The organism is Carnobacterium mobile DSM 4848 (genome assembly GCF_000744825.1).
Lineage (GTDB): Bacteria > Bacillota > Bacilli > Lactobacillales > Carnobacteriaceae > Carnobacterium_A > Carnobacterium_A mobile.
The window spans coordinates 646,504-665,571 of record NZ_JQMR01000001.1 but is presented as its reverse complement, the minus strand read 5'-3'; the positions used below and the strand labels follow the sequence as shown (position 1 = coordinate 665,571).

Genomic DNA, 19,068 nt, shown 5'->3' with positions numbered 1-19,068 from the left:
AGAACAGCTAAAAAAGGAGTAAGTTAAATGATCAAATTGATTGCTATTGATTTAGATGGTACGTTATTAACGAAAGATCGAACCATTTCTCCAGAAAACAAAGCAGCTATAAAAGAAGCAAAAGCTCAAGGAATCAAAGTGGTTTTGTGCACAGGAAGACCATTGTTAGGCATGATCCACTTTTTAGAAGAACTGGGCTTAAGAGAGCCGGGTGATTACGGCATCACTTATAACGGTGGTTTAGTACAAAAAACAGATACTGGAGAAATTTTATCGCAAAAAACATTAACTCGTGAAGAAACCCAGGAATTATATGAGTTAAGCCAAGCAATAAATGTCCCTTGTAATTTTATAGATTTAGAAAAAATTTATGAACCGCCTTATCCTAAAGGCCGAGATTCGTTATACCCCACTGTAATGAATGCTTTGCCCTACATGTCGATTACATTGGCTGAACTACCTGAAGATGCAGCAATCAATAAAGTTGTTTTTTGTTGCGACCAAGAAGTTTTAGATAAGGCTATTGCGACTATTCCGGCTAGTTATTATAAAAAATATACAATAATGAAATCTAGGCCAATTCTACTTGAAATGATGAATAAAGAAGTAGATAAAGGAAAAGGGATTGCGGTGTTATGCGATTTATTAGGAATTGAATCAGATGAAGTTATGGCCTTGGGAGATGAAGCAAACGATCAAGCAATGATTGAATATGCAGGAATCGGAGTAGCTATGGAAAAGCCGTACCTGAAATAAAAGAAATTGCCCAATTTATTACGAAAAATAATGATGACCATGGTGTTGCTCATGCGATCCGTAAGTTTGCTTTACAAGACCAACCAGTCTGGACAACTACATCCGACTGAAAATTAATAAGAAATGGGGTAAGCTAATGGGATTATTTGATAAAATAAAACGTGCTTTTACGGGAGAAGAGAAAGTTGAACAGACAGAAATAACTGAAAAATACGAAAAAGGGTTAGAAAAAACGCGTAAGTCTTTCTCTCAACGGATGAATGAATTATTTGCTAACTTCAGAACTGTCGACGAAGATTTTTTTGAAGAGTTGGAAGAAATTTTAATTGGTGCAGATGTCGGCTATGAAGCTTCTATGGAGATCAGTGATGCTTTGCGTCAAGAAGTAAAACTAAAAAATGCTAAAAGCGAAGGCGAAGTTCAGAATGTAATCATTGAAAAGATGGTGGAAATTTACGAAAAAGACAATACTGAAAAGCCTGAAGTTTTATTTAATGAAAATGGGTTGACTGTTATTTTAGTAGTTGGTGTAAACGGTGTTGGAAAAACAACCACTATAGGAAAAATGGCAAAACGTTTTCAAAACGAAGGAAAAAAAGTGCTATTAGCAGCCGGAGATACTTTTCGGGCAGGAGCAATAGAACAACTAGTCGTATGGGGCGAAAGAGTAGATGTTGATGTCGTTACTGGAAAAGCTGGCGGAGATCCAGCAGCGGTTGTTTTTGATGCTGTACGACAAGCGAAACAACAAGAAGCAGATGTTTTAATAGTGGATACAGCAGGACGCTTGCAAAACAAAGTGAATTTAATGAATGAATTGGAAAAAATGAAACGTGTGATTGAAAAGGAAGTCCCTGGAGGCCCGCATGAAGTTTTATTGGTACTTGATGCCACAACTGGTCAAAACGCCATGATTCAAGCTAAACAGTTCAAACAAACTACTAATGTCTCAGGAATTGTTTTAACTAAACTGGATGGAACAGCTAAAGGCGGAATTGTTTTAGCCATTCGGAAAGAATTGGACATCCCTGTTAAGTTTGTTGGGTTAGGCGAAGGCGTTGATGATTTACAGGAATTCGAACCTGGAGAATATGTTTATGGATTATTCAGTGAGCTTATCCAAGAAACGATTTAAAACCGTTAGCAAGTAGCTTTTTTGTAGAAGATATGTTACGATGATAAACGTGTTTTCAAAACCTAAAGTTTCTAATCTCTTGTTTTGCAAGAGGTCAGAGACTTTTTGATTGGTCTTTTTTGAAAACACAAGCTATTATTTTCATTTGCTGAAAAGCAAGCATTTATAGAGGAGGAAACAAATTGAAAGACAAATTATTCGAGACGCTGCAAAAGATGGGTAAAACATTTATGTTGCCGATCGCATTGCTGCCTGTAGCCGGATTGATGTTAGGAGTCGGCTCATCTTTTACAGGTGACTCTTTTGTAAACATGTACGATTTAGATTGGTTATTAGGAGAAGGGACGGTTCTTTATAATGTTCTAACGGTTTTTAAAGACTGTGGTCAAATTATATTTGATAACTTACCGTTGCTTTTCGCAGTAGCTGTAGCATTGGGTATGGCAAAAGCTGCAAAAGAAGTTGCGGCATTATCAGCTGTTGTTGCTTACTTTATGATGTATGCCTCAATGACAAGTACCATTGTAAACTTTGGCAACCTTGAAAAGTTAAAAGAAACTCCTGGCCTGATTGGTTCTGTACTAGGATTTTCAGAAACAATGAATACCGGGGTTTTCGGTGGGATTATTATTGGTTTAATTGTAGCTTATCTACATAACCGTTTCTATAAAGTAGAGTTTCCGGACGCTTTGTCATTCTTTGCAGGAACTCGTTTTGTTCCAATTATATCAGCATTTGCGGCTGTTTTAACAGGCATGGTTCTTTCTTTCCTATGGCCTTATGCCGGTTCAGGAATTGCCTGGTTAGGTTCTGTTGTAGCTGATTTAGGCTATGTTGGTACCTTTTTATATGGGTTTATTTACCGGGCTCTGATTCCTTTAGGTCTGCACCATGTTTTTTACTTGCCATTTTGGCAAACAGCACTTGGAGGAACAGCAACGATTGGTGGTCATGTAGTAGAAGGAGCTCAAAATATTGTCTTTACTCAATTAGGTAATGGTCAAGTGGTTGATCCTGAAGCTGCCAAATTTTTCTCTGGAATGTTCCCATTTATGATTTTTGGGTTCCCAGCAGCAGCATTTGCCATGTACCAGCAAGCTAAACCAGAACGCAAAAAAGATGTTAAAGGACTTATGATGTCTTCGTCTCTAACGTCGATTTTTACAGGAATCACAGAACCTCTTGAGTTCTCATTCTTGTTTGCTTCGCCATTCTTATATTTTGGCGTGCATTGTGTCCTAGCTGCATTTTCATTTGTATTAATGCATTTTCTACAGGTCGGTGTTGGGTTGACTTTCTCAGGTGGACTACTTGATTTTGTATTATATGGTATATTACCTGGACAAGGGATAACAAACTGGATCCCAGTGGTTCTTGTCGGAATCGTTTACGCATTTGTTTATTACTTTGTCTTTACGTTCTTTATTAAAAAATTCGATTTGAAGACACCGGGACGTGAAGATGATGTAGTTGAATCTAAGATGTATACGAAAGCTGATTATCAAGCTAAAAAAGCTGGGGAAAAAGCAAACGTACCTGTTCAAGATGAACTATCTCATGATATCGTAACGGGTCTTGGCGGTGCTGATAACTTAATTGAAGTTGGAAACTGTGCTACTCGCTTAAGAGTGACCGTTAAAGACGGCAACTTAGTTAACCAAAACCAATTGAAATCAACAGGAGCAGCTGGAGTTGTCGTTAAAGGCAATAATGCTCAAGTTATTTATGGACCAAAAGTATCTAATATCAAATCAAATATTGATGAATATTTAGCAACGAGTCCTAATGAAGCAACAGCTTCAAGCACTTCTGAAACACTCGTTAGTCCAGAAGACCAATTGTCTAAAACCATTATTGAAGGACTAGGCGGCGAAGATAATTTAATAGAAGTTGATAACTGTGCCACACGTTTAAGAGTAACCGTAAAAGACGGCGGTTTAGTTGATCAAAACCAATTGAAATCAACAGGAGCAGCTGGAGTTGTCGTTAAAGGCAATAATGCTCAAGTCATTTATGGACCAAAAGTATCCAATATTAAGTCAAATATTGAAGAATACCGAAACAAATAAATGCTATAAAGAAAGTGGGATAGTGTTCCTGACTTTTAGAGCTCGTATCAAAAAAATGATGAAGAAGAAGGAAGAGGATGAGACTTTTGTCTTGTCCTCTTTCTTTATGAAACAAAAAAGCTGTATTTGCAGTTTCAATTAACTCAAAATATCGATAAAACACGCTAAAGCTATTGACTAATCAAGCGATAATGAGTACGCTTAAGAGGTGTGTAAACGAGAAACACTTGACATCAGTTGAGATAAAGAAAGAAGGGTAAAAGTGGAAATAGAAAGAACGAATCGTATGAATAGATTATTCGATTTTTATGGATCTTTGCTAACTGAAAAACAACGAAGTTATATGTTATTGTATTTTGCAGATGATTATTCTTTAGGAGAAATTGCAGAGGATTTTGAAGTGAGCCGGCAAGCTATTTATGATAATATCCGACGAACAGAGCAGATACTGACAGATTATGAACGCAAGCTTCATTTAGTAGAAAATTTCACTCAGTTAGAAGAAACCCTTGATGAATTTTCTGTTTATGTAAATGACCACTACCCAAAAGATGAAGTACTGCAAAGGTTTATCCAAAAGCTTAAAAAAGAAACAAATGAAGAATAAAAGGAATGGTGAATTAAATGGCATTTGAAGGATTATCAGAACGCCTGCAAAATGCGATGGCAAAAATGCGTCGCAAAGGCAAAGTTTCGGAAGCAGACGTAAAAGAAATGATGCGCGAAGTGCGCCTTGCTTTATTAGAAGCGGACGTTAACTTCAAAGTTGTAAAAGACTTTGTGAAGACAGTTAGCAACCGTGCAGTAGGATCAGAAGTATTAGAAAGCCTTTCTCCTAGCCAACAAATCATTAAAATTGTTAGTGAGGAACTGACTAATTTAATGGGTGGCGAACAAAGCACGATTCAAATGGCTGCAAAAGCTCCTACTGTAGTGATGATGGTAGGGTTACAAGGTGCAGGTAAAACAACTACGGCTGGGAAGCTAGCTAATCACTTAAGAAAAACACAGAATAAACGACCTTTAATGGTTGCTGCAGATATTTATCGTCCTGCAGCTATTCAACAATTGGAAACATTAGGAGAACAATTAGATATCCCTGTTTTTTCAATGGGAGATAAAGTAAGTCCAGTAGAAATTGCTAAACAAGGGATTCAAAAGGCTAAAGAAGAACACCGTGATTTTGTTATTATCGATACAGCAGGACGTTTGCAAATCGATGAAACATTGATGACTGAATTATCCGATATTAAGGCTACTGTCGATCCGACTGAGATTTTCTTAGTAGTAGATGCAATGACAGGACAAGAGGCTGCGAATGTAGCTGATTCCTTTAATCAACAACTAGACATTACCGGAGTAATTTTAACAAAATTAGATGGGGATACTCGTGGCGGGGCAGCTCTTTCTATTCGTTCCGTTACAGGCAAGCCAATTAAATTTGTCGGTCAAGGAGAAAAGTTAGACGCTTTAGAGCCCTTCTATCCAGACCGGATGGCTAATCGTATCTTAGGTATGGGCGACATGCTGACATTGATTGAAAAAGCCCAACAAGATTTTGATGAGAAAAAGAATGAAGAAATGGCTAAAAAGCTTAAAGAGAACAGTTTTGATTTTAATGATTTCATTGAACAAATGGACCAAGTCAGCAATATGGGACCAATAGAAGACATCTTAAAAATGATTCCAGGCATGAGCAATGCTCCAGGCTTAGAAAACCTGCAAATTGATCCAAAAGACATGGCTCGCATGAAAGCCATTGTATTATCTATGACACCAAAAGAACGTGAAAATCCTGATCTTTTATCACAAAGCAGAAGACGTCGGATCGCTAGAGGTTCAGGACGTCCAATAGCTGAAGTAAACCGCTTAATCAAACAATTTAACGAATCGAAAAAAATGATGAGTAAAATGTCTAAAGGAAATCTTGATGGATTAGACGGTATGTTTGGGCAAGGGGTCAAAGGTAAAATAGGCAAAATGGCGATGAACTCAATGGTGCGGAAGAATAAGAAAAAAGCTAAAAAGAAAAATAAAAAGAAACGCTAAGAGAAGTTTCTTAAAAAAATAGAGTGTAAAGAAAAAACACTTTACAAGGATGTAAATTCCTGTTAATATACTTAGTGAAAGATAGTTAATGGAGGTGTAAGAAATATGGCAGTAAAAATCCGTTTAAAACGTATGGGTTCTAAAAGAAATCCTTTTTACCGTATTGTAGTTGCAGATGCTCGTGCTCCACGTGATGGACGTTTCATCGAGCCTGTTGGCACATACAACCCAGTTGTTGAACCAGCTGAAGTTAAATTGGACGAAGAATTAGTATTAAAATGGTTAGCCGATGGCGCTCAACCTTCTGATACAGTTCGTAACATCCTTTCAAAAGAAGGCATTATGAAAAAATTCCACGATTCAAAAAACACTAAGTAAAAAGGATGAGAACTATGGCTGACATGAATGAATTAATTCTTACCATTATTCGTCCTCTTGTTAATCACCCGGAGGAACTAGTACTTGATATCAAAGAATCAAAAGATTTTTCAGAATATCATCTATCTGTTCACCCTGATGATATTGGACGTGTAATCGGGAAAAAAGGTCGCGTAGCAAAAGCTATTCGGACAATCGTTTACAGCGTTAGAGTCTCTGGACCAAAGCGTATTAGATTAACGATTGTCAATAGCTAAAATTCTTAAAATAAGTAAACCATTTCTAAAAGAGATGGTTTTTTTTATTTCTCTTGCTTCATTAACTCGCTTTATTGAACGAGAACATATGGTACAATAAATAAGACAAAAATAAAAGAGAATGAGGGATAATGTGGCAGAATTATACAATGTAGGAAAAATCGTAAATACACAAGGGATCAAAGGCGAAGTCCGGGTAATTTCAAGAACCGATTTTCCAGAAGAACGTTACAAAAAAGGAGCCAAATTATTTTTAGATCAGCCGGGGAAAAAAATGATTGAGTTAACTGTTGCCAGTCATCGCAAACACAAAACATTCGATTTATTATCTTTTGAAAACCATCCGAATATTAATGATGTAGAAAAGTATCGGGACGGCATTTTAAAAATAAGCTCAGAACAGCTGAAAGAATTACCAGAAAATGAATATTATCTTCATCAAATTATTGGTTTAACGGTTGAAGATGAAGAAGGAACAGAAATAGGAAAAGTTTCGGAAGTTTTGTCACCAGGAGCAAATGATGTGTGGGTCGTACAACGTAAAGGCGAAAAGGATTTATTGATTCCTTATATCGAAGAAGTCGTATTAAAAGTTGATTTAGAAAAAAAATTAGTCACGATCCATATTATGGAAGGATTATTAGATTAATGAAAATTGATATTTTGACTTTATTTCCCAGAATGTTTGAAGGGCCATTATCTGAATCGATCATAGGAAAAGCCATTGATAAAAATTTATTAGCCATTTCTGTGATGAACTTTCGTGATTTTTCAGAAAACAAACACCGTAATGTAGACGACTACCCTTATGGCGGCGGAGCGGGTATGTTATTAACGGCCCAACCGATTTTCAGTGCATTAGATACGATTCAATCAGAAACTCCAGAAACAAAAAAAAGAGTGATACTACTAGATCCAGCTGGTGTGCCTTTTACCCAATCAGTAGCAGAAGAGCTAGCCGAAGAAGAACATTTGGTTTTCATCTGCGGTCATTATGAAGGATACGATGAACGCATTCGCTCTTTAGTCACGGATGAGATTTCTTTAGGCGACTATGTGTTGACAGGTGGCGAATTAGGGGCAATGGTCATGATTGACGCCACAGTTCGCTTGCTGCCGGAAGTACTTGGAAATGAAGAGTCTGCTAAAACAGATTCACACTCTACCGGGTTATTGGAACATCCGCAATATACGAGACCAGCAGATTACCGCGGCATGAAAGTTCCAGATGTTTTACTCAGTGGAAACCATAAAAACATTGCCGAATGGCAGGAAAAAGAATCCTTACGCCGTACTTATTTGAGACGTCCAGATATGCTCGAAAATCTGGAATTGACAACAGAACAAACAAAATGGCTGGATGAAATAAAAAAAGAACAAGAAATAGGTTAAAAAAAGGAAATTTACTTTACACCTATTTTTGAATATGGTAAACTATTTTGGTGAGTGGGTAAAGCCTGCTGAAATAACGGTATTCCGCTGTGTCTGAATAGAGATATATGAATAGTTGTTGGAAGGAGAAAAAAATAATGAACTTAATCGAATCAATTACAAGCGAACAATTGCGCGAAGATATTCCAGCTTTCCGTCCAGGAGATACTGTCCGTGTTCACGCAAGAATCGTTGAGGGTACTAGAGAACGTATCCAATTATTTGAAGGCGTGGTAATCAAACGTCGTGGTGCAGGAATTAGCGAAACGTATACAGTTCGTAAAATTTCTAATGGTGTAGGCGTTGAGCGTACATTCCCATTACACACTCCACGTGTTGCAAAAATCGAAGTTGTCCGCTTTGGTAAAGTACGTCGTGCTAAATTGTACTACTTACGTGCATTACATGGTAAAGCAGCTCGTATTAAAGAAATCAGAAGATAATCCATTTTTTGATTTACTGTCTAAGTTTGAGACAAAGAAAAAAGTCCTTGTGATACAAGGGCTTTTTTCTTTGTCTTTTTTTAATAGTTTAAGAGAAAAAATAATGTCAATGTGTTGGATTTTCAGCTACAGATTCTCATGATGGAACATCCCATCCAACTGTATTTCTTTTAAGGTAAAGCTGAGTTCCATTGCCTGTTAGCTGCAGTATTTCGACAATTTTTTATTTTTGTACTCTTCTCCCTGACGTGCATGAAGATATCTTTACTTATGGTATACTTATTTTAGAAAATAGTATGAATAGTGAAACCATAATACTTTTAGGAGTTGATTGATAATGGGAAAAGAAGCTTTATTAATTGTGGATATGAGTAATGATTTTGTAGCGGATGAAGGAACATTAACTGTTGGTAAGCCAGCACAAAAAATAGTGCCTTATATTCAGGAGTTAGCAACAAGATTTTTAGCAGAGGAAAATGTTGTTGTTGTATCGATGGATGCACACCATCCAAATGATTCACACTTTGAACTGTGGCCGCCTCATAACATTATAGGTACAAAAGGGCAAGAGTTGTATGGAGATTTAAATGAGTGGTTCCAAGACAACAATGGAAATAAAAATGTAATGTATATGCCCAAAACAAACTATAATGCATTTTTTAAAACTGACTTAGCTGAAAAACTAAGAAAATTAGAAGTAGAAAAAGTTCATGTTGTTGGGGTCACGACAGATATTTGTGACTTTTTAACGGTTTCAGGAGCAGATGCAGAAGGATTTAAAACGGTCATTCACAAACAAGGTGCAGCCACATTTACCGATCTTGGAGAGACAATGCTAAATCATATGAAACGGTGTTTCCATACTGAAGTGATTGACTAACGACCTATTAACGTAAACAAATAAAAACAGCCATTCTATTGTACTTGTACGAAATAGAATAGCTGTTTTTTGTATTGAAAAAACTGATGCATCCTGTTTGGTTTCCACACTCTAGCAGTAAACTACTATCCAATTTCTTTTAAAGTTGAGCTGGTCTACAGATAATTTTACAGAATGAACTTATCCTCTAAGTTGTTTTTTATCCAGCGAATCTCTTGACAAAATAGCATAAATTGATATAATGAACATATATTCATATGAAAATTCATTCATATGTAAACCAAAACTATTACGCTTTAGGAAAAACGGGGAGAAGCGTAGCAGTTTATAAAGAGGTATTTGCTGAATAATAGTCTGACGGCAAATGAGTACATAATTATAATTTCATAGGAGGACACTAGAAATGGATACTATTCAAAAAAACCCGTCACAAGAAAAACATAGTCATGATCACGATCACACACATAACCATAATCATGGGAAAATGCCGATTATTTTGTATTTTTCTGGTTTAGTATTAGCACTTATTGCGTTAGTTTTAAATAATGATTTAGAACTAGTGCAAAATAGTCTCTTTTTAATGGCTACGATCACAGCTGGTTATCACGTTGTTGTGCTTGAAGGAATCGGAGAAACGATTGAAAACACTAAAGCTCAAAAAAGATTTGCACCTAACTCCCATCTTTTAATGGGTTTAGCTGCGATTGGAGCTTCGTTGATCGGAAATTTCTGGGAAGGAACACTATTGATTCTTATTTTTTCTGGTGCTCATTTTCTAGAAGAGTATGCTGAAGGAAGAAGCAAAAGAGAAATTACAAAGTTACTTGAAATGAACCCGACAACTGCTAGGTTGATGATGCCTAATGGAGACACAAAAATTGTAGACGTCAGCACATTAAAAGTTGGAGACCGACTTCAAGTATTAAATGGGGATCAAATACCAATTGATGGAATTATTGTATCTGGTACTACTTCGATTGATGAATCTTCTATTAATGGCGAAAGTATCGCCAAGGAGAAAACAAAAGGCGATGGGGTTTTTGGAAGCACGATTAATGGAACAGGTTCTTTTACAATGGAAGTAACAAAAGAAAACAAGGATACAGTTTTTTCAAAAATCTTACAATTAGTAAACCAAAACCAAAACAACCAGACAAAAGCTGCTAGTATTATCCAAAAATTTGAGCCCAAATATGTGACATTTGTTTTAGTTGCTATAGTGTTAGTGGTTGTGCTATCTCCGTTCCTGTTTAATTGGACATGGTCTGAAAGTCTGTATAAAGGCTTAGTACTTTTAGTTGCAGCTTCACCTTGTGCTTTAGCTGCAGCTACTGTATCTGCAACTTTGTCTGCAACTTCTAATCTAGCTAAAAAAGGAGTGCTGTCAAAAGGAAGTTCCTATCTGTCTCAATTAGCTGGGATTGATGCAATTGCTTTTGATAAAACGGGGACGCTTACTAGCGGAAAACCCGTAGTAACAAATGCTTATTTTTCCGATGCTGTAAACCAAGAAAAGATGATCGATATCGTCGTAGCTCTTGAAAAAGAATCAAATCATCCTTTAGCAGACGCCATTTTAAATAAGTTCAAAGCTAAAAACAAATTAAACATCCAAGCAAATAACCAGCTCGGAAAAGGCTTGGAAGGAGAGTATGACGGACATACCTATCGTATAGGCAAGCCTACTTCGTTTGAGGGTGTCTCTGATGAATATACCCGTCTAAATACTGAATGGGCTACTGAAGGAAAGACGGTTGTATATGTAGCTGAAGATAATAAAGTTCTCGGCCTGATAGCTCTGATGGATGTGCCGAATAAACAGGCAAAAGCAACGATTGATTACTTTAAACAACAAGGGATACACACTACTTTAATTACAGGCGATTCGGAAATGACTGGAAAAGCTGTCGCCAAACAGTTAGGGATAGATGAAGTTATTGCTAATGTCATGCCGGAAGACAAATCTAGAATTATAGACGAGCAAAAAGAAAAATATGGTGTGACGGCCATGGTTGGAGATGGCGTGAACGATGCACCTGCTTTAGTCAACGCAGATGTCGGAATTGCGATGGGAGATGGTACAGATGTGGCCGTAGATGTCTCTGATCTAGTCTTGATGCAAAATGATTTATCTAAGTTGGTACAATCTCATAAAACTTCTTCAAAAATGAGCCGTATTATTTGGCAAAATATTATCTTTTCAATGGCGGTTGTTATCTTTTTAGTCGTAGCCAATTTCTTAGGATTATCAAATATTGCAATCAGTGTGATTATTCATGAAGGGAGTACGTTAGTCGTTATACTAAATGGGCTTCGGATGTTGGTATCTAAAAAGTAACTGAACTGTTCAAAAAATCAGATAAATTGTTTTTAGGCTAGGCACATAGATTTTTACTTTATATGAATAAAACGAATGATCTTTTCTTTGTTACTTTGCTAACGGATTAAAGATCATTTTGTGTTTTTTTTAGATACCCTATTCTCCGGAATACAGAGAAAATGTGACAACTCCTCGTGAAACTGCTAGAATATGTTTGGAATGAAATACTCCAGGTTGTGATTCTTGCTGAGTAGTATTATCCAAAAACAGATGAAAATAAAAGCGATAAATATTGAAGGAGCTGTGAAAATGTTAGATAAAACAATTCCATATGTTGAATTTTGGATGAAACGTCCAGCTGGTTTGCCCATAAGGGAAAAAAAACTGCCAGCAGAGTTTAAAATCACTACTTACCAACCAGAAGATGAAAAGGCCTGGGCTGAAATTGAGTGTTCAGTTTTAGAATTTGACGAAGTAAATGCTGCACATGCATATTTTGATAAAGCTTTTGCTCCTTACCCTGAAGAATTAAGAAAAAGAATGCTATTTATCGAAACAGAAAACGGCGAAAAAGTAGCTACTTGCAGTGCTTGGTGGAAAGAAGTCGCAGGAAAGAGCGTTCCGCTTCTTCATTGGTTAGCAGTCAAACCAGAATTTCAAGGGCACGGTTTGGCTACTATTCTAGTCAGCGAAGCGACCAAATTATTACAACAATACGGTGAGGACCAACCGATTTATCTACATACGCAAACCTGGAGTCATGCGGCGGTCGGTCTATACGAATCATTTGGCTACCAACTTGTGAAAGAAAATATAGATGGATCTATCAATCCGGATTATCTGCAAGCTATGAGTATTTTAGAAAGTCTAAAAAAATAAAGCCTTTAAAAATTAATCCTGATAGGGTGTCTACATAAAAGAGGCGAGAAAAATGCTGTTACGGAAAAACAAGCTAACGTTGCACTTCATAGGAATACAACGTTAAAAGAAGATGCAATGGAATAAACAACAACAAACGTTTGTTGTTGCTGTAAATGCGGACTTTCTTAAAGTATTGAGTCATTTTTTGTTTTTGAAAACTTCTTTGATAAACTTGTATTTCCTTGATTATATACGTTATACTTATGATGAAAATACGATTAGGAAAATGAAATGAGGTATTCAATTGTCTAAAATTACAGATCAATTCGAAATGATTTTAAAAGAGAAACAAATTCCTTTAGCAAAAAAAGTAATTGATAATGGCCAAACGTTATATAATGGTAAGTTTCAAATCACTAAACAGCAAGCTTTACCATTTGGGATCGTCTTTGATACAGGAGAAGGCATTATAGATTATCAAATCGTTTATCACCAATTAGCATTTGTATCAGATTTTAATAAAAAAGCTGCTGTTTTAGAAGGGCTCAATGAACTGAATGAGCTGCGTTCCGGTTATTACCGCGTGTGCATGGGCGGCGATGGAGAGATTTATATGCGATTGCTCAGCAGAACTTCCACTGATGTTCAGCCTCTCTATGAAATGCTGGTAACAGGATCTACCATAGCAAAAGCTGTTATTCCACATATTGAAGCAGTCATTAACCCGACTAAATCTGAATAAAGAAGACTAACTGTAAAAGGAGTGAGACTATGGGGCAATCCGGCAGCTTATTTCATGCCGAAATGGTGAACGAAGATGGTGTAAACGGAGTTGCATATGTTAAAAATGATGAATTGAAAGTAACAGTTTCAAGTCCAACTTCATCTGCTCCAGGAACAAACCCTGAAGAACTATTAGGTCTTTCTTTAAGTACTTGTCTAAACGCTACGATTCAATCCCTATTAAAAGCTAGAGGGAAAAAGAATCAGAGTCGTGTAGAAGTACAAGTTGATTTTATGCGAGAACCTTCAGGAATTGGCTTTTACTTTAATGTTCTTGCTTTAGCACAAGTGAAAGGTATGCCATTCGATGAAGCCGATAACCTTATAAAAGAAGCTGAAAAACGCTGCCCTGTCTCTAAATTACTGATTGGCAGCCAGACGGTAACGATCAAAACAATCGCTGATGATACTCTTTAAAGATCCAAATAAAGGGAGTAAGACAAAAAGCGTTTAGACCCGAATCTTCTACCTCGCATACCGTATCCCTAAGCAGCTAAAGCTGCAAGGACTAAGGCAACTGGAACGAATAAGCGCAGTATGGTCACACGACAACCGAGTATTTAATAGAATCACTTTAAGCTAGCGCCTAAGTGTATCAAATCTGTACGTAGCTAAAGCTACTACAGGCATGACAAAGTGGACGTTGGACCTGCTTTTTGGAACACGTTCTAGCATAAACATTCGGATATGCAAAACATACTAAGATTAGTAGGTAGAAACCCCGACGGGGGTTCCTGCCTGCTATTTTCTTTTTTTGGGATATAGTAGTGGTGAAAGGAAGCTCGACCGTAGCCTCCAGGACTTCGAGTCCGAATCAAAAACCGAGCTCCTTCACTGTCATTTCAGAATCAGTTTTAAGTATGTGGGACCGTGAGTCCGTGTAAAGGAAATGGGAATCGAAATGAATCAGTGAGGGTCTTTCAAACAAAAAGAAAGCGAGGAGAAAAACATGTTTGTAGTAGCGCTAGACGTTTCCATGAAGAAAAGCTACGCTGTAATCTATGAAAGCAACACTTGCTTATGGGAAGGCATCGTTGCACACACAAGAACAGGTTTTGACATCCTGTTGAATGAAATACAGAATCTGCCGCAGACTCCGGAAGTGGTTTTTGAAGCTACAGGCGTCTATTCACGACCGGTAGAATCCTTCTGTCAAAAGAACGATCTGCCCTATGCCCTGCTAAACCCGCTTCAGGCCAAGAAACAACTGGAAGAAGATACTTTGAGGAGCTGGAAGACCGACAAACAAGACGCCCACAAGTTGGCGCAAACCCATGCCGGGAAAAGACGGACATCGAAGGTGGTGCAGAAAGATGTCTACCAAGACCTGCGCGATTTATCCCGCTTCTATCAAGAGGTGGAGGAAGAAGTCAAACGAATGCGTATGCACTTGCACAACTGTCTCCAACTGGTATTCCCAGAGCTGGAACAGTTTTTCTCGAGCCGGATCAACTCTTACGCCTTGACGTTGATTAGTCTGTTCCCACACCCCGACCTCGTCTTGCGGTCCACACCGACTAAAATAAAAAACTTATTCCTTAAATCTACCCGGAAAAACATCTCTGAAAATCGGGCCCGCAAGAAGGCGGAAGAATTAATCAATTTGGCACAGGATGCTTATCCAGCTGTGACCGAAAATAGTGTCCATTGTCAAAAGACCATTTATTATGCGGAAAGACTTCAGGACCTACTCCTCCAAAAGGAAGCACTCCAAGACCAGATGATAGATATGGCGAGAGAACTGCCTGAACACGATTTATACATCACAATTCCAGGGATTGGTGAACTGTCCTCAGCCTTATTGATCGGGGAACTGGGCGACGTGCGGCGATTTGAAACGTCCAATCAGCTGAATGCCTTTGTGGGCATTGATATCCGCAGGTACCAATCTGGCAATTATACAGGCAAGGACCATATCAATAAACGTGGCAATCCGAAAGGGAGGAAAATTTTGTTTTTTAGCGTGCGCAATATGATACGCCAACAGAAATCTGCACCGAATCATATCGTAGATTATTATTATAAATTAAAAAAGCAACCCGTCCCCAAGAAGGACAAGGTTGCAGTCGTAGCCTGCATGAACAAACTACTGAAATGTATGCATTCCATGGTGAGGAACCATACCAAGTACGACTATGCGTACACGGCCTCTAAGAGCCAATCTATAACATTAATATAACATAACCCTCTTCAAAAAAATAGGAAAAGGGATGTTTATTTGTCATGTTCTTATTTTCTAAAATAGCTCCCAATATCTTCATTCTCCAAGGGAGAATGCAACGAAGTAAAAACGATCTGTATTTATTGATGATATTTCTCTTGACTAAACGTAGGAAAGAGGTTGGGACAAAAGCCCCAACCTCTTTATTGGTGTTTAACGATAATTAGTGAATTGTAGAGCGATTGGTAATTTAGCTTCACGTAAAATAGAAATGACTTTTTGTAAATCGTCTCTGTTTTTACCAGTCACACGTATTTGGTCTTCTTGTATCTGCGATTTGACTTTGACGCCAGATTGCTTGATTAGTTGTGTGATCGTTTTAGCGTGTTCTTTATTGATTCCATTCACCAAATCAGCAGCTTGGCGCACGTTTCCACCAAAGGCTTTTTCAACTTTTCCAAACTGAAGATTTTTAGATGAAACATTTCGTTTGATTAATTTTCCAGTTAAGATATCTTTTACTTGTTCTAATTTAAATTCGCTTTCTGAAAGAAACACCAATTGATCTTTTTCAAGGTTAATATCGCTTATCGTTCCTTTGAAATCAAAACGAGTAGCAATTTCTTTTTTTGTCATTTGAATAGCATTTTTTACTTCTTCCAGATCGGTTTCAGATACAATATCAAAACTTGCCTCTTTTGCCATATTTTCTCCTCCAATATCTATTGTTAACGTATAGTAAATTCAGTGTACCATAACTGACGAGTGGGCTAAAGAGAACGCTTTAAAAAAATATTTTTTATGCAAGCGAATTCTTCTTTCTTTATCCGTGAAATCTTGTTAATCTGTATAAGGAAATAAAGGAGGCCGGAAAAGTGAAAAAGTTAAAAACGCCTATTTTTTGGAAAGAACAATTAAAAAAAATAGTAATTGTCTTATTTGCATCGATTACAAATTCATTTGCTTTGAATAGCTTCTTGATCCCTTCAAATATTTATGCACCAGGTGTAAATGGGATCTCACAATTGCTGTCAAATCTAATAAATAATGGGTTACATATCAGTATAGATACGGGTGTGTTTATCTTATTGATCAACATACCAATTGCTTTATTAGGATGGTTTAAAATAGGAAAAGATTTTACGTTGTATAGTTTTTTAACTTCTGTAATGATTTCTTTTTTCACCATTGTTCTGCCCATCAGTCCGTTGACGACTGACCCTATTATGAATGCTATCTTCGGAGGCGTTATCGGAGGTGCTGGAATCGGCTTCGCTTTAAAATACGGGTTTTCAACCGGCGGGATAGATATTATTTCTATGGTTTTGGCTAAAACAACTGAAAGGTCAGTAGGCAGTTTGTTATTGACGATCAATGGTTTGATTGTGATTGCTGCTGGTTTTTTAAATGGCTGGCAATATGCCATGTATACGTTGTTGTCTATTTATGTCATGACACGTGTAGTGGATATGATTCATACAAGCCATCAAAAAGTAACCGCCATGATTGTGACAAATGATCCAGACGCTTTAGTGAAAGCTATTCACGCTAAGCTGATTCGCGGTATTACCATTATTCCTGCCAAAGGCGGTTATACAGGAATCGATCGTTCTATCTTAATGATTGTCATTAGCAATTATGAAATGTATGATTTAGAACAAGCCGTAAAAGAAGCAGATGCAGCAGCTTTCGTGAACTTTATGGGAACGAACAAAGTGTTGGGAGAATTTTTAAATTCAGACCAGCAAAAAGCCAGAAGACACCGTTCTTAAATAAATAGGAAAAGCCGCAAATCAACTGAAAAGTTGATTTGCGGCTTTTGGCTTAAGCAAGTCCGAGGTAGTTTTCAAGGTAAAGAGCCAATCCGTCTTCTTCGTTCGTTTTTTCAGTAATGTCATTGGCAATATCTTTTAAAGCCTTAATGCCGTTCTGCATCACGACTCCATGGCCGGCATATTGGATCATTTCGTAATCGTTGTCTTCATCTCCAAAAGCGACGATGTCTTGTTGCTTTATTCCATAAACGCTGGCGACACGCTCAACGCCAAGAGCTTTTTGAACTCCGGCTGAAACAATTTCTAAACAGGGAGTTTGGCCGCCCCATGTTCTAACTTCAACTAAATCGCCATAACGCTGAATAATTTTATTGATAATAAGTTCTTGGTTTTCTTGTGCAGTAAAGACACAAACCGAGGTAGGATCGCTTTTTAAATTAGCAGCTGATAATTTTTGAGTATCTTGCTGTCCATTTGGAAAAAAATCCGGATAAGGCAAGAAATCTTCATCGGCGTACACAGTATCGAGTAATTCAGCTGCAATCAATTGAATATCAAAATCTTTCTTTAAGTCGAGCATATCAATAGCAAGTTCACGACTGATTGTTTTATGGTATTGATCTGACCAACTTGTTTCATTCGGCAAGTGGCATAAAGCTCCATTAAAGTTAATCATCGGAGTATCCATTTTTAATTGCGAATAGTAATATTTACTGTTGCGGTAAGGCCGACCAGTGGCTATTGAAATGATGTGGCCTGCTTCTTTGGCCTTTTGAAAAACTCGTTGAGTTTTAGAAGTGATTTTTGATTGTTGATTTAAAGTAGTGCCATCTAAGTCAATGGCGATTAATTTTTTATTCATAGGTTCCTCCAATTATTTACTGTCCTTGTTTAATTTATGTTAAACTAAAAAGAATAAAACACTGTATTCTTACTGTACCATAAATAATAAAAAAATAAATGCTTAATAAAGTGAGGAAATTAAAATGATCTCAATCAAATCAACTGCCATAGCAGGTTTGCCCCTATTAGAAATTGCTCCTTCCGGTCAAGAAATGAACCAGCTGCCGACAGTGGTCTTTTACCATGGGTGGACCAGCTGCAAAGAAAGCAGCTTAGTCAATGGATATGAATTGGCAAAAAAAGGTTATAGAGCGTTGCTGCCAGATGCTTATCTGCATGGAGAACGAAAGAGTGAAGAGGGAGTAACAGGAAAAGAAACTGTATTTTGGGATGTTGTTACCAAAAGCTTAGAAGAATTGCCGGAACTTCGAGACCATTATGTTGAAGCGGGTCTTTCTGATCCAGAACGGTTTGGTGTAGCTGGTCTTTCAATGGGTGGAATAACAACGTGCGCCGCATTGACCCAATTTCCCTGGATCAAATCAGCTGTTGTATTAATGGGCAGCCCTGATCCGATTGCATTTTCTGAATGGTTGTTATCCTCCACATGGGTTGAAGGGATAGCAGCATCATCTGACGAGAAAGCGGCATATACAAAAGAACTGGCTGCTCTCGATCCTATTTCATTGGCAGAACACCCTGAATCTATTAATAAGCGCCCTGTACATTTTTGGCACGGTACCAAAGATGAGCTTGTACCGTATCAGATGACGTTTGATTTTTATCAGCACATCAAAGGCCAACCATATGCTAATAATGTTAGTTTGACGACTACCGTTGGGGCAGGCCACAAAGTACCTTATTTAATTTCTGTGGAAATGTCTGACTTCTTTTCTAAACATTTATAATTTTTTCACAAAATCATCT

Annotated in this window: 19 protein-coding genes and 1 pseudogene; 18 read left to right on the top strand and 2 right to left on the bottom strand. The window is 37.4% G+C overall.

The window, feature by feature from the left end:
- The first annotated feature begins 27 nt into the window (after positions 1 to 27).
- The 16 genes and pseudogenes from yidA (at position 28) to BR87_RS02915 (ending at position 15,541) form a co-directional block, all read left to right on the top strand.
- A pseudogene (yidA, locus tag BR87_RS02990) lies at positions 28 to 866 on the top strand (sugar-phosphatase).
- A gap of 26 nt (positions 867 to 892) precedes the next feature.
- On the top strand, positions 893 to 1,891 hold the full coding sequence (gene ftsY, locus BR87_RS02985; RefSeq protein ID WP_035028475.1) for a signal recognition particle-docking protein FtsY: 999 nt from the start codon (positions 893 to 895) through the stop codon (positions 1,889 to 1,891).
- A gap of 182 nt (positions 1,892 to 2,073) precedes the next feature.
- Entirely contained in the window at positions 2,074 to 3,960 is a 1,887-nt protein-coding gene (locus tag BR87_RS02980) for a PTS transporter subunit EIIC (protein ID WP_035028473.1), read from the top strand.
- Between the two features lie 262 nt (positions 3,961 to 4,222).
- Complete coding sequence (locus BR87_RS02975; RefSeq protein ID WP_035028471.1) at positions 4,223 to 4,567, top strand: putative DNA-binding protein; 345 nt, start codon at positions 4,223 to 4,225, stop codon at positions 4,565 to 4,567.
- A 17-nt stretch (positions 4,568 to 4,584) separates the two neighbouring features.
- On the top strand, positions 4,585 to 6,009 hold the full coding sequence (ffh, locus tag BR87_RS02970; RefSeq protein ID WP_035028468.1) for a signal recognition particle protein: 1,425 nt from the start codon (positions 4,585 to 4,587) through the stop codon (positions 6,007 to 6,009).
- A 105-nt stretch (positions 6,010 to 6,114) separates the two neighbouring features.
- Positions 6,115 to 6,387 carry a 30S ribosomal protein S16 gene (gene rpsP, locus BR87_RS02965; RefSeq protein WP_035028465.1) on the top strand — a complete coding sequence of 91 codons (273 nt, stop codon included), beginning with the start codon at positions 6,115 to 6,117 and terminating at the stop codon, positions 6,385 to 6,387.
- 14 nt (positions 6,388 to 6,401) lie between these two features.
- Entirely contained in the window at positions 6,402 to 6,644 is a 243-nt protein-coding gene (locus BR87_RS02960; RefSeq protein WP_035028462.1) for a KH domain-containing protein, read from the top strand.
- A gap of 133 nt (positions 6,645 to 6,777) precedes the next feature.
- Positions 6,778 to 7,293, top strand: a complete 516-nt coding sequence (gene rimM, locus BR87_RS02955; RefSeq protein WP_035028459.1) for a ribosome maturation factor RimM — start codon at positions 6,778 to 6,780, stop codon at positions 7,291 to 7,293.
- The gene (gene trmD, locus BR87_RS02950) at positions 7,293 to 8,036 is read left to right on the top strand and encodes a tRNA (guanosine(37)-N1)-methyltransferase TrmD (RefSeq protein ID WP_035028456.1); all 744 of its coding nucleotides are present in this window, start codon (positions 7,293 to 7,295) and stop codon (positions 8,034 to 8,036) included. Before rimM ends, trmD begins: the two co-directional genes overlap by 1 nt.
- 137 nt (positions 8,037 to 8,173) lie before the next feature.
- On the top strand, positions 8,174 to 8,518 hold the full coding sequence (gene rplS, locus BR87_RS02945) for a 50S ribosomal protein L19 (RefSeq protein ID WP_035028453.1): 345 nt from the start codon (positions 8,174 to 8,176) through the stop codon (positions 8,516 to 8,518).
- Between the two features lie 337 nt (positions 8,519 to 8,855).
- Positions 8,856 to 9,398: a cysteine hydrolase family protein gene (locus BR87_RS02940; protein WP_035028450.1), complete on the top strand. Its 543-nt coding sequence runs from the start codon at positions 8,856 to 8,858 to the stop codon at positions 9,396 to 9,398.
- A 403-nt stretch (positions 9,399 to 9,801) separates the two neighbouring features.
- Entirely contained in the window at positions 9,802 to 11,736 is a 1,935-nt protein-coding gene (locus tag BR87_RS02935) for a heavy metal translocating P-type ATPase (RefSeq protein WP_035028446.1), read from the top strand.
- 291 nt (positions 11,737 to 12,027) lie between these two features.
- The gene (locus BR87_RS02930) at positions 12,028 to 12,597 is read left to right on the top strand and encodes a GNAT family N-acetyltransferase (RefSeq protein ID WP_035028443.1); all 570 of its coding nucleotides are present in this window, start codon (positions 12,028 to 12,030) and stop codon (positions 12,595 to 12,597) included.
- A 286-nt stretch (positions 12,598 to 12,883) separates the two neighbouring features.
- Positions 12,884 to 13,321 (top strand): hypothetical protein, encoded by a 438-nt coding sequence (locus BR87_RS02925; RefSeq protein WP_156959078.1) that lies wholly within the window; start codon positions 12,884 to 12,886, stop codon positions 13,319 to 13,321.
- Between the two features lie 29 nt (positions 13,322 to 13,350).
- Positions 13,351 to 13,779: an OsmC family protein gene (locus BR87_RS02920; RefSeq protein WP_035028441.1), complete on the top strand. Its 429-nt coding sequence runs from the start codon at positions 13,351 to 13,353 to the stop codon at positions 13,777 to 13,779.
- Positions 13,780 to 14,311: 532 nt separating this feature from the next.
- Entirely contained in the window at positions 14,312 to 15,541 is a 1,230-nt protein-coding gene (locus tag BR87_RS02915) for an IS110 family RNA-guided transposase (RefSeq protein WP_035028439.1), read from the top strand.
- A 195-nt stretch (positions 15,542 to 15,736) separates the two neighbouring features.
- Here BR87_RS02915 and BR87_RS02910 read toward each other — a convergent pair whose 3' ends face one another.
- Positions 15,737 to 16,228 carry a YajQ family cyclic di-GMP-binding protein gene (locus BR87_RS02910; RefSeq protein ID WP_035028436.1) on the bottom strand — a complete coding sequence of 164 codons (492 nt, stop codon included), beginning with the start codon at positions 16,226 to 16,228 and terminating at the stop codon, positions 15,737 to 15,739.
- 170 nt (positions 16,229 to 16,398) lie between these two features.
- On the opposite strand from BR87_RS02910, the gene BR87_RS02905 reads away from it, so the two are divergent.
- On the top strand, positions 16,399 to 17,295 hold the full coding sequence (locus BR87_RS02905; protein ID WP_084683555.1) for a YitT family protein: 897 nt from the start codon (positions 16,399 to 16,401) through the stop codon (positions 17,293 to 17,295).
- Between the two features lie 52 nt (positions 17,296 to 17,347).
- Here BR87_RS02905 and BR87_RS02900 read toward each other — a convergent pair whose 3' ends face one another.
- The gene (locus BR87_RS02900) at positions 17,348 to 18,160 is read right to left on the bottom strand and encodes a Cof-type HAD-IIB family hydrolase (RefSeq protein WP_035028433.1); all 813 of its coding nucleotides are present in this window, start codon (positions 18,158 to 18,160) and stop codon (positions 17,348 to 17,350) included.
- 124 nt (positions 18,161 to 18,284) lie between these two features.
- Between BR87_RS02900 and BR87_RS02895 the strand changes: the two genes are divergently transcribed.
- Positions 18,285 to 19,049 carry an alpha/beta fold hydrolase gene (locus tag BR87_RS02895; protein ID WP_035028430.1) on the top strand — a complete coding sequence of 255 codons (765 nt, stop codon included), beginning with the start codon at positions 18,285 to 18,287 and terminating at the stop codon, positions 19,047 to 19,049.
- Positions 19,050 to 19,068 lie beyond the last annotated feature (19 nt).